We start from the raw sequence: 14,200 nt of genomic DNA on the forward strand, positions 1-14,200 counted from the left end.
GGGACGATACGCGGGATGGACCAGCAACACACCTTTAAGCCGGCGCCCCCGCAGCGGGTGGCTCGGCCGTAGGCGGCACCTTCCGCTCATCCGGCCCACCAACCCGCGCCATCCACTCCTCCAACGCCGCCGAAGTCCGCAACACCGTCCCCGGCGCCGCCAGCGGCACGTGCGCCTTGTCGAACGCATCCTTGAGCACAACGTTGAAGGCCCGCAACACATCCGCCTGCTTCTGCGGACGCGTCTTGAACCGCCCCTTGACGATCATCGCGCCCCCTTCAAAGCGATCCAGCCCGAAGATTTCCGCACCGCCGAGCAACGTGTAGCCAAAGCGCGGCTCACCCGCAATCTGGTCAGCCGCCGCGCGCACGAGATCGATCGCCTGCTGGGGCTCGGCCTCCATCGCCACGCGCACTTCAAAGTCGGCAAACGAGTAATCGCGCGAGAGGTTGCGCACGGTCTTGATCTGGCTGAACGGAATCGACAGCACCGCGCCCGTGCCATCGCGCAGCCGCACCGTCCGGATAGTCAGGTTGATGACGGAGCCCGTGGCCACGCCCACGTCCACCACATCGCCTACGCTGATCGTGTCTTCCATCAGGATGAAGATGCCGGTGATGAAGTCCTGCGCCAGCGACTGCGCGCCAAAGCCGACCGCCAGGCCGATCACGCCGGCGCCGGCCACCAGCGGCGTCACGTTCACGCCCAGGTTGGCCAGCACGCCAATGCTGGCCGTCACCACCAGCGTCACCTTCAGGCCATTGCGCAGCAGCGGGAGGATGGTCAGTGCACGCGTGCTGGGCTGCGCCCGCGCGGAGGCCGGCGACAGCGCCCGCAGGATCGCCGTGTCGAGCAGGATCCAGACGAGCCAGGTGGCAAACACGGTGCCGATCAGGCCCACCAAGGCATCGGCGATGCGCTTGCCGTTGACCGAACTGTGTGTGACCTCCACCAGCGTATGGCCCCACACGCGCAGCACCAGCTCTAGGAAGGCGATCCAGATGACGAGCTTGATCAGCGCGCCAACAAAATGCTTGAGCCGCTCGAGATAAGGCGAGCTGCGCGTCAGACGCAGGTGCGCGCGCCAATTCGCGCGGGGGCGGACCAGCGCCGACAGGAAGAAGGCGGCCACCAGCAGCAGCGACGTCATCACCGCGCGGCGCGCCACGACGTCAACGTTGTCGGGCATCGTCAGCGTGGCCATGACGGTGGCGCCCGCCAGCACCACCACCGGCACTGGCCAGAACGCCGCCAGCAGGCGACGGATCTGATTGCCCGTGTGTTCGCCGCTGCGCAGCTCCAGCGGACGATTGGCGATCAACTGGCCGATGGGCCGCCGCGCCCACAACGCGCCCACCGCCAGCATCAATGAAGACACCACGTTGCACACCGTGGCCAGCAGCAGACTGAGCGAGCCGCCCAGCACCAACGCGACGCGCGGGTCCACCAGCGCATCGCCGCAGGCGCCCAGACTGGCCGTCAGAAAGATCGGCCACATGCCATGCTTGAACAGGTATTCCACTGCCACGCGCCGATGCGCGCTGCCGGAAAACAGCGAGAACAGCATCGCCACGCCCGCCGTGATGATCGCGCCCCATACGATGGCGTAGGCCAGCACCAGCGCCAGGACGAAGCCCGGCGAGGCGTCGTGGTCGAGCCGCATGATGACGGCAAAGGAAATCGCCCACGGGCCGATCTTGCGCAGCGCGTCGATCAATAGCGCGCGCGTCGTCGGGTGCGGCCCGAGGCCCACGGTGAGGCCAAACACGCGGCGGATCAACCAGCCCAGGCCCAGCAGGCCAGCGGCGATGGCGGCCCAGATGCCAACGGTGCTCGCAAGGTCGGCAAGCAGCGGCATGCGCTTCTCGGGCGCGACGAGCAGGCTCGCGTTCCCGCTGGCGGCCTCGATGCGGCGCAGCCAGTAGCGCGGCGCACCGGCTTCCACATCGGCCTGCAACGAGCCGTTCTCGATGAGCGAAGCCACCGCGCCCAGCAGGCCCGGCGCCTGTTCGGCCTGCACCTTCTGCTGCGCGCTCATGCCGTCTCGCAACTGCTTCAGTTCATTGACGAGGGCGGTGCGTTGCTGGTCGTTGTTGAGCAGCGTGATGACGGTGTCGAGCGACTGGCGCGTCTGCGCAGGGTCCGCCGCGGGCGCCGATGCGCTGGCGGTGGAAGTCGGCAGCCCGGCCAGCTTGGCAAACGACACCGGCGCGGCATCGGCCATGTTGGCGACGCACGCCATCAGCAAGAGCAGGAGCGATGCGAGCGGCCACAGTCGCCGCGTGCAAAACAGGGAATGAGTACGCATGACAGGGAAAGCGATCGTGCAGACATCGATCACGGCACGATACGCGAATTCCCCGGGCGTACAACCTCAGCGCTTGGCGCCCGGTGGCAGCGGGGCGCGCCGCCAGAGCCAGACGGCCGTGCCCAGCGCACATGCCATGCAGCCCATCACCAGCGTCACGACGCCCGGCCAGCCCCACGGCGCGTAGAGCTTGCCGCCTGTCGTGCCGATCAGGCTGGAGCCCAGGTAGTACGCCAGCAAATACAGCGCTGCCGCCTGCCCCTTGGCACGCTGCGCGCGGCGCCCGACCCAGCCGCTGGCCACCGCGTGCGCACCGAAAAAACCAAAGGTGAGCAGCGCGATGCCGCCAATCACCAGCAGCAGCGGCCCCGCCAAGGTCAGCAGCACACCCGCCGACATCAGCACCGTGCCCGCCAGCAGCATGCGGCCCCGGCCATGGCGATCCGCCAATCGGCCGAACCATGCAGAGGCACCAATGCCGAGCAGGTACACCATGAAGATGCCGCCCACCGCCGTCTGGCTGAGAGCATACGGCGCATCGAGCAAGTGAAAACTCGCGTAGTTGTAGATCGTGACGAAGCCGCCCATCAGCAAGAAGCCCATGGCGAACAGCGCGCGCAGACCCGGCTCGCGCAGATGGGCGCCCAGCGTGTCGAACAGATCGGCCAGCGCCACACCCTTGCGCGGCACAAAGCGGCGCGACGGCGGCAGCAGCCACAGGAAGGCCATTGCCGCGAGCAAACCCAGCATGCCGGTAAAACCGATGGCGGCGCGCCAACCGAAATGGTCCGCCACGGCGCCGGTCATCACACGCCCCGCCATCCCGCCGAACGCCGTCCCGCCGACGTACAGGCCCATCGCCATGCCCAGCCCTTGCGGATGCACCTCCTCGGCCAGATACGCCATGGCCACCGCAGGCACGCCACCCAGCACCACGCCGAGCAACGCCCGCGTGGCCAGCAACCCGTGCCAGCCTGGCAACACCGCCGCCGCCAGCGTGAGCACCGACGACAGCACCAGTGACACGCCCATCAGCGTCTTGCGATGGATCGACTCCGACAGCAGCCCCGCAAACAGGATCGCAAACGCCAGCAGCAGCGTGGACACCGACAGCACCAAGCTCGTCTGCGCGGGGGTGAGGCCAAAGTCGTGCGCCAGCAGCGGCATTAGCGGCTGCACGCAATACAGCAGCGAGAACGTGGAAAATCCCGCCGCGAACAGCGCCAGATTGGCGCGCAGATAGCCAGGATGGCCCCGGACCAGCCAGCGGGAATGATCAGCGGGTTCGATGGCGGGTAGAGGGGACGGCGGCGGAGACGGCGAATGGGTCGGCGAAGGCGGAAGCGGAGCGTTCACGGCGGGCGGGTTGAAACAAGCGCAGGGGCGGGCGCCTATTATCGTTCGCAGGCACCGTTCCTGCTGCGATGCGACATCGACCTTGCTGCGCAGCCTCCATCTCGCTCATCTGCCCGATCATGGAAACCACGCTCTACTACTGGCCCGAAATCCAGGGCCGCGGCGAATTCGTCCGGCTCGCGCTGGAGCAGGCCGCCGTGCCCTATACCGACCTCGGCCGCGAAGATGCATCCGCCATCGAAGCGTTTCTCGACGATGCCGGCATTCCGACACCGCCGTTCGCGCCACCGTTCCTGGTGTCCGGCCCGCTGGTGATCGCACAGACGGCCAACATCCTGCTTTACCTGGGCCAGCACTACGGCCTGGCCCCGCAGGACGAAGCCGGTGGCCTGTGGACGCACGGCCTGCAACTGACGATTGCCGATTTCGTGGTGGAAATTCACGACACGCACCATCCCATTGCGTCATGCGAGTACTACGAAGATCAGCGCGCCGAAGCCAAACGCCGCACACAGGATTTTTTGGATAATCGCGCGCCCAAGTTCCTGCACTACTTCGAGCGCGTGCTCGACCGCAACCCCGCCGGCCCGACATGGGCCGTGCGCGATGCGCTGACGTATGTGGACTTGTCGCTATTCCAGATCGTGGCCGGGCTGCGCTACGCGTTTCCACGCCACATGCAGCGCTACGAGCGCGCGTTGCCGCATCTGGTGGCACTGCATGATCGCGTGGCGGCACAGCCGAACATCGCGGCCTATCTGGAATCGCCGCGTCGCATTCCGTTCAACACGATGGGCATCTTCCGCCACTATCCGGAACTCGATGCACTGAAATGACAAAACCCGGCGCAAGGCCGGGTTCGCATGGAGGTTGAATCGCTCAGGCCGCCAGCGGCGTAGCGGGCAACCGGCGGCGGATGTCTTCCAGCGCGGCGGGCCAGCTTTCGATGGCCGCCAGATCATGGATGTCCTGCAGATCGATCAGCAGATCGACCACCTGATCGTCGTCGACATTCACGCCGGAGCAGCGCAGCGCACGCGCGAGCGGATCCTCGCTCGGCACACGCAGCAGGCTCACGCCCAAGCGCTCGATGGCGCTGCAATAGAACGCATCATCGATGAGAATCCCGACGCCGCATCGGCGGTTATCGAGTCCGCGATAACGCGGCTCGCCGTCGGCGTCTTCGGAGCGGCATTGCTGTGCGAGCAGGTGCGCGCGCACGCGGTCAAAAATGTCCTCGATGGCGAGGAACGTCCCCTTCCCTTTCATGGCGTCACCTTCTGTAGGGTGATCTGTGACCGGCCGGTCGGTCAGAATGTATCGACGAGAGCGCCGCTCAGGCCGAATTGGCGCGCAATCGACTGCAGGCGTTCCTTCCACTCCCACGTGCCGAAGACGTCGTGCGCGTTCTGCAGCTTGGAGAGCAACTCGACGGTGTCGCGGTCATCCACATCGATGCGCGCACGCTTGAGCGCGCGGCGCAATGCGATGACGCCGGCGTCCATGTAACGCGGAATCTCGTTGGTCGGCTTGAGGATGTAACGCACCGGCACGCTTTCCATCGACGTGGTGTAGTCGCGCACGCCGATCAGGTTGCCGATCGGGCAGCAGCGGCCGCCCTGGCCATGGTACGCAGCGCCGCCGCGCGGCAGGATGGCAGCGCCGCCCTGACCGAACAGATGACGGACTGCGCCGTCGTAGATTTCTTGTTTGCTGAGATATTGCGTCTTCATGTTCTTTCCCCTGACCCCAGATTGCAGGCGTCGCCGATTCGATTCACTTCCGACTTCCGGCCTGACGTTTGCGTCCGACGTCGCACATCTGCCATCCGTGCGATCTATCTTGGTTCAGGATGCACCAGAACCATGGGCCGAAAAAGGACCGGAATGTAAGTCATTTTTACCGTTTGCTTTTTGGCAACGAATTGCCCGCAAAGGTGCGCCAGTCAACGCTTTATAGGTGCCTTTCACACCACGCGATCACACTGTTTTCGGATGTCGTGATGCACGTTCGCAACAGCGTGTGCGCAAGGCTGCGCGCACGTGGCGCATGGGTCGTAGGCGCGGCGCTTACATCCCGATGATCTGGTCTGCGTGGCCGAGGCAAAAACCACGTCGGTCATGGTGCCCGCAGGTGGGCATCACCTCGTAGCCGGCGGCGCGCAGCAATACCGCACGCGCGGCAACTTCCACCGGAGGCAGGGGCTGCCCCGAGTGCTCATCGCGCACCAGCCGGCCGAGTTGGGCAAACGGCTGGTGCAGCAGATGGTCCAGATCCAGCGAACCGCAGTACCGCATCACATCACCTTCTTGAAAACAGCGGCGGCACCGGGGCACGCCGTTACATCGATTCGTCTGCCAGCTCAGGACACGGAACCAGCGTCTGGCGCACACGCGCATACGCGCCACGCTGTGCCCAGATCGCGTCGGTCAGAGCGGCGATCAGCGCGTCGCGCGGCAGGCTTTGTGGTGCCACGCCGAACTGCGCCTCCACGGTACGTAGAGCCTCCGTCACTTCGCTTCGCCATCGGGCGTCGAGTCGCTGGGTCATGTGGTTCTCGCTGGGTCGGTTCTGGCGCGGTGGGCGGCGGGCTGGTGCCCACTCTGGCCGCGCTGGGAAGGGATTGGCGGAATGGGTTCCGCTCTTGTTTGTGAAGAACGGCACACGGGGCCGAAACTTGATTGCCGCAGCGGGGGGTAACCGGTGCTCCGTCGTGCTTGGCAACACCCGGCGCCACTCCGCCAAACGGGTTCCCCCATTCGCGCAGCAACTTCGGCGCGCTACCGTGGCCCAATCGGTTCCGAAACCGCCCACCCCCTACCCACCGATGAAGATGGAGCGTCACGTGTCCCGACTGTCTTTCCTGCGCCGTACCGTCCTCGCCCTTGCGTGCGTGCTGGCCGTGCCCGCCGTTGCTACGGCCGGCGCGCCCGATCCGCGTCAATACATGCACGGCATCAGCGCGGTGCCTGGCGCAACGGCCAACACCTTCAACGTATTCTTCAGTAGCTCGGGCCTGCCCCCGCGCGGTGCCGATCGCAGTGGCAGCTGGCCGCACGATGTCTATGTCGCGCAATGGCATGCCGACACGGGCGTGCTCGATGCCCCGCGCATCTTCATCCAGAAGCCGGAAGCGCAGGAGCCCGTGACGGTGGCGCGCAACCGTGCTGGCCAGGTGATGGTGTCGTTTGAAGACGGCTGGAATGCGCCGGAAAACGTCAACCAGCGCTTCGGGATCTACGACACCGCGCTGCGGCCCATCAAGCCGTATCCGCAACTGGTGGAATCCGGTAGCCATTCGGGCCATATCACGGCCGTGGGCGAGCGCTTCGTGGTGTTCTATTCCGACGGCTGGATCACCGGCGGCGGCGTCGACAACCTCGGCAGCGGGAACGGCGTCTACCTGAAGGTCTACGACGGGCGCGGCCGTCGCCTGCACAACGTCGATGTTGCCGATGGCCGGCGCGAATGGTGGCCCATGGTGGCGGGCGGCAGCACCAATGCGCTGCTGGCCTGGCAGCAGTTCGTACCAGGGCAGACCGAAGCCAATCTGAAGATCGCCGTCTTTGATCCGGTCAGCGGGCGCGTGACGGGCGAGCAGCTTCTGCACAAGCATCTGCAGTACTACACCTACAACGTCACGTGGATGCCGGCGATCGAGCGGTACCTGCTGGTCGGCGTGGCCAAGGGTAACGGCTTTGCCGATCTGATCGACACCACGGGCAAGGTGCGCGCGTCCATTTCATGCATGCCGGCAACGGTGCGCGAGGCAGGCATCACCGTCAACCAGAGCACCGCCTATACGCCCGCCGCCGATGGCCGCCTGCTGCAACTGCAGGCGGGGCCGGATTCGCTCACGCTATCTGCCACGCTGCTGAACACCGATGGCAAGCGCGTGCAATGGCGCCCGGTGGGCAGCACCGGTTTGCTGCGCACGTCCGGGGCAATCGACTGGATGTCGCTGACGGAAAAAGGGTTGGAGCAGCTGCATTTCGACCCCGCCAAGACGCAGCCGGCCAACGCGGTCGATCAATGCCGCTAGCGCGACAGGCTTAGGCTAGGCGTCTGTGACGAGCACGCGCAGGCGCACAAGACCATCCCACCGCGCGTGGACGGCATCGGCAATGCGCGCGAGTTCGCCAGCCAGCGCGGGCGGCAAGACCAGGTCAACTTCCACCGCCCCATCAACGTAATGCAGCACGCAGTGGCGCGCGTCGAGCGGCGTGCCGGGCGGCAGCAGTTGTGCCAGCACGGCGCGCAGCGCCTCGCGGTCGGGCAGCGGCACGGGGTCGGTCGCGATATGCTCGCGAGGGTCGACGTGAATTTGCACGTCGAGCACCGCCATCGCCGTATGCGCCGTCAGCACGTTGGTGCGGGCCCGGACAGCAATCGCATGGCCCTCGCTCACGGAGACGCGCGGATCCACCTCGATATGCGCGTCGACCAATGCCTGGTCTCCTGTCACACGCGTACGCAGGTCGTGCACGTTGATCACGCCCGGCGTGGCTTCCAGGCTGGCACGAATCGCCTCCACCTGGGGGGGCGGCAAGGCCCGGTCCATCAGGTCATTGAGCGCTTCCCAACCAAAGCGCACGCCCACACGGCCAATCATCAACCCGACAACGCAGGCGGCCACCGGGTCGAGCCAGTGATAGCCCATCAGGTTGCCCGCCACGCCGACGGCCGCCACCAACGACGACACCGCGTCGGAACGCGCATGCCACGCATTTGCAATCAGCATGCGTGAGTTGATGCGCTTGGCCATGGCCAGCATGTAGCGAAAGAGCCCCTCCTTGGCCGCCAGCGCGATCAACGCCACCACTAGCGCCGGACCATGCACCGGCGCCGGCCCCTGCGGCGAGCGCAGGCTCTCCACCGCAGCCCAGATCATGCCCGCACCCGCCCCGACCAGCAGCAACCCCAGCCCCAGCGACGCGGCGTTCTCGTAGCGCGCGTGGCCGTACTGGTGGTCTTCGTCCGGTCCCTTGTGGCTGTTGCGGTTGGCAATGAAGACGATGCCATCGGCGATCAAGTCGGACAACGTATGCAGCCCGTCGGCCACCAAGCCCTGCGAGTGCGACCACAGCCCCGCCGCAATCTGCCCCGCCGAGAGCACGCAATTGACGCCCGCACTCACCAGGGTGGAGCGTTCGGCGCTCTGCTGGCGCGCGGCCGCGGAAGGTGCTGTCGAGGATGTGGGCGTCATGGGAAATCGGTGCAATTGAAGCGTGCGAAGCAATCGCGAGCATTGTGCCACGCACCAACGCGCCGCCTGAGTCAGATCTCATCGCCGCAATCACAACACGTTGCGACAAATTTGCACCAGAAGGGCGCGGATCGGGGGGGCACGAATAGGACTTTTCCGATGTTCCACGCTGGCGGCTTCGGCGATTCTCAGCAATGCGGCAAACACGTTGCCGCACGTTACACGCTCGGAGATACGTCGACATGCAGCCTCCCATCCAACTCGTCATTGCAGATGACCACCCCGGTGTGGTGGCGGCCGTGCGGCGCCTCGTGTCCGGCGTCCACGGCTTCGAGGTGGTTGGCGAAGCCAGCAACGCCGATGAGCTGCTCGCCGTGCTTGCGCGCGTGCGCTGCGACCTCGCCATCACCGACTACGCCATGCCCGGCAGCCGCTATGGCGACGGCATCATCCTGCTCGAATTTCTCATGCGTCGCCACCCGGACCTGCGCGTGATGGTGCTCACCATGCTTGAGACCCGCGCGCTGATGAGCAACATTCTGCGCGCGGGCATCAAGGTCATCGTCAGCAAATCCGACGAGCCGCAGCACATCCTCGAAGGCATGCAGGCGGCGGTGGATGGTCGCATCTATCTCTCGCCGCTGCTCAATGCCAAGCTGCTCTGCCGCAACGGCGAGCCGCAGCCCGCCCACGACGACCCGGTCGCCAAGCTCGGCAAGCGCGAGCTGGAAGTGCTGCGCATGTACGTAACCGGCAAGACGGTCAGCGAGATCGCCCAGCAGCTCAACCGCAGCGTCAAGACCATCAGTTCGCAGAAGCAGACGGCCATGCGCAAGCTCGAGCTTGGTAACGAAGCGGCGCTGTTCGACTTTGCCGTGCGTCACGGCCTGCTTGGCAGCGGCGAGGGCTGAGCCGATGCGGCGTTCCCTCTTCGCGGTTTCCGCCGTCGTCTGTGCGGCCATCCTCGTTTGGTGGGGCGGGGACGGCGCACGGCAAGCCGATACCGGCGACGCTGGGCAGGGGCCGGTGTATCGATTAGCCCGCTTTCCGCCGATGCTCATCGTGGGCGTCATCGGCAACGCGATGATGCCGCTGGAGGGCATTGAGGCGGACCGGCTCAGCGGTTTCTCCGGGGATCTCCTCATGCAACTGATCCCGCACGATCAAGTGCGCGTGGTACCGCGCGTATTCGCACGGCGCGACGAACTGCTCAAGGCAGCATGTCGCGGCGATGTCGACATCATCATGAGCGTGGCGCCACGCTCCCAATACGACCACTGCCTGGAGTATTCGGCACCGTATCTCGAACGCCCCACAGCGGTGGTCGCGCGCACGGAAAACGTCGAAATAGCGCAGAACCCGTTCGGCGCGGGCGTTCGCGTTGCGGTCGAGCAAGGCTCTTCACTGGAGGAGGAGCTGGCCCATGAATATCCGAACATCGCGCTGTTGAGCACGCCCACAGCAGCCGACGCTTTGGACGCCGTGCTCGACAAGACGGTCGACGTCTACGCTGGCGTCACCTACCCGACACGGGAATTGATAGCGCGGCCGCGCTACCGGGAGCTATCGATCGTGCAGCTTGCAAACCAGCAGGTCGATGCGCTCCATTTCGCCGCGCCCCGGGATCGCGCGACGCTGATTCGCCATCTGGATCGCCATCTCGCGCAGTTGCCTGACACCACGATGAGCCAACTTCGCGCGCGCTGGATCGCTCAGGGCGGTACGTCGACCGTGGCGCTGCAATTGTCGGACGATGAGCGCGCCATGCTGGCATCGCTGCCCCCGTTGCGGTATGCAGCCGACCCGGATTACATGCCGTACACATTTGACGACACTGGCGGCGGCCTGCTCGGCATCTTCCCGGAGTACCAGAATTTCCTTTCGCGAACGCTGGGCCTGCAGTTCGAGCGCGTCCCCGTGCGTGACTGGGCCGACGCGCTCGACAAGGCGGGCAATGGCGAGGTCGACATCTTGCTCGGCATGTCAGATCAGGATGCTCGCCCAGCTGGATTTGCGCTCACGCAGCCCATCGATGCCACGCCGCTGGTTATCGTCGGGCGCAACGATGCGTTGACTGTGGCGGCGTTGTCCGAGCTTTCCGGCAAGACTGTCGCACTGCCTGCCAGCGATACGCTGACCGCGATCTTGCGCCAAAACGTGCCGAAAATCCGCCTCGTGTCGGCGGGTTCGGTCGACAACGCGCTGTCCATGGTGGCAAGCGGCAAAGCCGATTTCACCATTGTCAATCTGCCGGTGGCCGACGCGTTGATCCGCCACCATTTTCCGGGCGAACTGAAGGTCACGGGCTCGGCCAACACGGTCGAGAGCATCGGCGTGGGCGTGTCGGCAAGGTACGCCGCGCTGGTGCCGCTCATCAACCGCGCGCTCTTCGCCATGCCCGAAGGCGAGCAAGTAAGCATCCGCAACAAGTGGCTGTCGGTCAGCTATCAGCTCGGTCCTTCGGCGTCGGCCGTGCTTGGCAAGTTTGGGCCGGTGGCCGCGCTGGTGCTGGCGGCACTGGTGGCGCTCTTCATCAAGCAGATGCAGTTGCGCCGTGAAAATCATCAGCGCCGCCGCGCTGAAGAAACCCTGGCCCAACAACTGAGCTTTCAGCGCGCGCTGATGGAGGCCGTGCCGTTCCCGCTCGTCGCCAAAGACGCCGCGCAGCGTTACGTTGCCGTGAATGCTGCGTTCTGCAACATGTTTGGCCAACCACGCGCTTCTTTGCTGGGGCGCACGCCGCAGGAGCTCGGGCTGTATTCGGTCAGCAACACGTCGCCGCTGTCCGACATCAACCAGCGCGCTGCGCAGATCAGCGAAAGCACGCGCGAAGAACTCATCATCGACACGCCGGACGGGCAATCGCGCAACGTGCTGTACTGGATCGAGCCGTTCCATCTGCCGGACGGGCAACCCGCGGGCACCGTCGCCTCGCTGGTCGACATCAGTGAGATCCGCGAGGCGCAAGCGCGAGCCGAACGCCTTGAACAGCGCCTGCGCGAGGTCACCGAATCGCTGCCCGCGCTGGTCTATCAGTTCGAGCTGCCACCGGGTCAGGTCCAGGGGCGCATCACCTACGTCGCGGGCAAAGCGTACGAGACGCTGGGCGTGCAGCCTCAGGATCTGCTGGACTACCTGTCGACCCCGGAGCTACTCATTCACGAAGACGACCGGCAGCGCATGCTCGACACGGTGCTGGTCTCGGCGCAGCAGCTGACGCCCCTGGACCAGCAGTTTCGCCATGTCAGCGCAGACGGCGTGGTCCGCTGGCTTCATGCGCGCTCGATTCCGCACCGCGAGGCGGACGGCCGCACGGTCTGGAACGGCTACCTGAGCGACGTCACCGCAGAGCGCGAGCAGGCCGACGCACTGGAAGCGGCCAAGAACGCGGCGGAATCGGCATTGCATGCGAAAGACCGCTTCCTGGCCATGATGAGCCACGAAATCCGCACGCCCATGAACGGCGTGCTGGGCCTGGTCGAACTGCTGCAGCAGACGAAGCTCGAGGGCGAGCAGAAGCAGATGGTCTCGCTGGTGCAGGATTCGGGGCGCGCGTTGCTGCATATCCTCGATGACATCCTGGACTACGCAAAGATCGAGGCCGGTCGCTTGGATATTTCTCCGGCGGCCACGGACCTGCGCGAGGTCTTTGATGGCACGGTCGGCTTGCTGGCGAGCCGCGCACACGAAAAATCGCTGGCGGTGCATGTGACTGTGGCTGCCGACGTGCCGGCCAGCGTCTCGGTCGACAGCATTCGTCTACGCCAGATCCTGTTCAACCTGCTCTCGAACGCCATCAAGTTCACCGACACCGGAAGCGTGCGCCTTTCAGCGGAATGCGCGCGCGTCACCGACGACACGGCGCATCTCATCATCTCCGTCACGGATACGGGCATCGGGATCTCGCCGGCGGTACAGGCCACGCTGTTCGCGCCATTCGTGCAGGCCGAGCGCTCGACCACGCGGCGCTACGGCGGCACCGGCCTGGGCCTGGCCATCTCCCGCCAGCTCGCGGGTCTGATGGGCGGGAAGCTCGTCATGGAAAGTGCCCAAGGGCAAGGCACCGCCGTGACGCTGGAACTGACCGTGCCAATGCTCAAGGCGCGGTATGCGCTGCCGCAACTGGAAGGCCGCAGCGTTGCCATTACCGTGGATGACGCGGCCGTGCGGCACAGCCTCACGCAGCTGGCGGTCGCGGCCGGGCTCCGGCCTGTGGTTGCTGCAGACGCCGACATCCTCCTGACCACCACGGCGCCGGCACACGAGCACGCCATCCGCATCACCTCCGAAGCCAGCTATGCCGAACCGGGCAACGCGCTGAGCATCAATCCGCTGAACTGGCACGCTTTCGTGCAGGCGTGCGAGCACGCGCTGCGTCGAGCCGGGCACGCGCACGTGGCGAGCGTGGCGGCCCACACACCGCCGGCCGCCGCGCCTTCAGAAGCGCCCGGTGCACATATCCTCGTGGCGGAAGACCATCCGATCAACCGCGAACTGATCGCCAAACAACTCCGGCTGCTGGGTTATCGGGTCACGCTGGCCGAAGATGGCGTGGTCGCGCTCGAACGTCTGCACGAACACCGTTTCGACGCGTTGCTCACCGATTGCCACATGCCGCGCATGGACGGCTTCGATCTGGCGCGGCATATCCGCCACGAAGAAGGCGACGGCCCTCGCCTGCCGATCATCGCCATCACGGCGACGACGCTGGCCGAGGAGCACGCACGCTGCCGCGCCGTCGGCATGGACGCCAGCCTGCTGAAGCCGACCACGCTCGCGACGCTGCAGGAAGCGCTGTCTGCGCTGTGCACCGGTGACGTTCCCGCGGGCGCCGGCGGGGCCGCGGAGGAGCCGCCCACCCTCTCGCTCGACGACCTGCACGCCGCGCTCGGGACGGACCCCGCAGCCATCGGTTTGGCGCAGGTCTTCCTCTCGTCGCTGGCCGATGACGCGCAGCGCCTCCAGCCGCTGCTGGACGCGATGGACCGTGCAGCGCTGCGCCGTTGGGCCCATCGCACCGGTGGTGCCCTCGCGCTGTTGCACAACCCGGGCGTGGATGCCGTAGCGGAAGCGTTCCGCCATGCCGTGCATAACGGCAGTGCGAACGACATCCGTGCTGCCGGGGCGCGCACGATGAGGCTTTTGACGCATATCAACGGACTACTCAGCGCCTTCGGATCCCCCGCCGCCGACGTTGTGCACCGCACGCAAGTGACGGATTCATAAGGGAAAACCGTTTCAAGCGGTGCATGCACCGCTTTTAGATTAACCGTTCCAATCGGCCGATTGACTCGGTCGGGGCAGCCTCCTACGATGACATCGATCAATGT

General features: G+C 65.8%; 11 protein-coding genes. 4 read left to right on the top strand and 7 right to left on the bottom strand.

Going from position 1 to position 14,200, the window contains the following annotated elements; translation table 11 throughout:
- Positions 1–34: 34 nt before the first annotated feature.
- The gene (locus BEK68_RS21775; protein WP_012436612.1) at positions 35–2,308 is read right to left on the bottom strand and encodes a mechanosensitive ion channel family protein; all 2,274 of its coding nucleotides are present in this window, start codon (positions 2,306–2,308) and stop codon (positions 35–37) included.
- Between the two features lie 66 nt (positions 2,309–2,374).
- Positions 2,375–3,664 (bottom strand): MFS transporter, encoded by a 1,290-nt coding sequence (locus tag BEK68_RS21780; RefSeq protein ID WP_012436613.1) that lies wholly within the window; start codon positions 3,662–3,664, stop codon positions 2,375–2,377.
- 119 nt (positions 3,665–3,783) lie between these two features.
- Here BEK68_RS21780 and BEK68_RS21785 point away from each other — a divergent pair, with 119 nt between their 5' ends.
- The gene (locus BEK68_RS21785; RefSeq protein WP_012436614.1) at positions 3,784–4,500 is read left to right on the top strand and encodes a glutathione S-transferase; all 717 of its coding nucleotides are present in this window, start codon (positions 3,784–3,786) and stop codon (positions 4,498–4,500) included.
- 43 nt (positions 4,501–4,543) lie between these two features.
- Here BEK68_RS21785 and BEK68_RS21790 read toward each other — a convergent pair whose 3' ends face one another.
- The 4 genes from BEK68_RS21790 to BEK68_RS21805 all read right to left on the bottom strand — a co-directional run bounded on the left by BEK68_RS21790 (position 4,544) and on the right by BEK68_RS21805 (position 6,214).
- Positions 4,544–4,933 carry a hypothetical protein gene (locus BEK68_RS21790; RefSeq protein ID WP_012436615.1) on the bottom strand — a complete coding sequence of 130 codons (390 nt, stop codon included), beginning with the start codon at positions 4,931–4,933 and terminating at the stop codon, positions 4,544–4,546.
- Positions 4,934–4,974: 41 nt separating this feature from the next.
- Complete coding sequence (locus tag BEK68_RS21795) at positions 4,975–5,397, bottom strand: hypothetical protein (RefSeq protein ID WP_012436616.1); 423 nt, start codon at positions 5,395–5,397, stop codon at positions 4,975–4,977.
- Positions 5,398–5,733: 336 nt separating this feature from the next.
- Complete coding sequence (locus BEK68_RS21800) at positions 5,734–5,961, bottom strand: hypothetical protein (protein WP_012436617.1); 228 nt, start codon at positions 5,959–5,961, stop codon at positions 5,734–5,736.
- Positions 5,962–6,004: 43 nt separating this feature from the next.
- On the bottom strand, positions 6,005–6,214 hold the full coding sequence (locus BEK68_RS21805) for a hypothetical protein (protein WP_004628910.1): 210 nt from the start codon (positions 6,212–6,214) through the stop codon (positions 6,005–6,007).
- Positions 6,215–6,491: 277 nt separating this feature from the next.
- On the opposite strand from BEK68_RS21805, the gene BEK68_RS21810 reads away from it, so the two are divergent.
- Positions 6,492–7,706, top strand: coding sequence for a hypothetical protein (locus BEK68_RS21810; RefSeq protein WP_012436618.1), 1,215 nt, complete (start codon positions 6,492–6,494; stop codon positions 7,704–7,706).
- A 15-nt stretch (positions 7,707–7,721) separates the two neighbouring features.
- Here BEK68_RS21810 and BEK68_RS21815 read toward each other — a convergent pair whose 3' ends face one another.
- A complete protein-coding gene (locus tag BEK68_RS21815) occupies positions 7,722–8,870 on the bottom strand; it encodes a cation diffusion facilitator family transporter (RefSeq protein ID WP_012436619.1) in 1,149 nt (382 codons plus the stop codon).
- Positions 8,871–9,112: 242 nt separating this feature from the next.
- Between BEK68_RS21815 and BEK68_RS21820 the strand changes: the two genes are divergently transcribed.
- Positions 9,113–9,781: a response regulator transcription factor gene (locus BEK68_RS21820; RefSeq protein ID WP_012436620.1), complete on the top strand. Its 669-nt coding sequence runs from the start codon at positions 9,113–9,115 to the stop codon at positions 9,779–9,781.
- A 4-nt stretch (positions 9,782–9,785) separates the two neighbouring features.
- The gene (locus tag BEK68_RS21825; protein ID WP_012436621.1) at positions 9,786–14,096 is read left to right on the top strand and encodes an ATP-binding protein; all 4,311 of its coding nucleotides are present in this window, start codon (positions 9,786–9,788) and stop codon (positions 14,094–14,096) included.
- Positions 14,097–14,200 lie beyond the last annotated feature (104 nt).

The organism is Ralstonia pickettii (assembly GCF_001699815.1).
Taxonomy (GTDB): domain Bacteria; phylum Pseudomonadota; class Gammaproteobacteria; order Burkholderiales; family Burkholderiaceae; genus Ralstonia; species Ralstonia thomasii.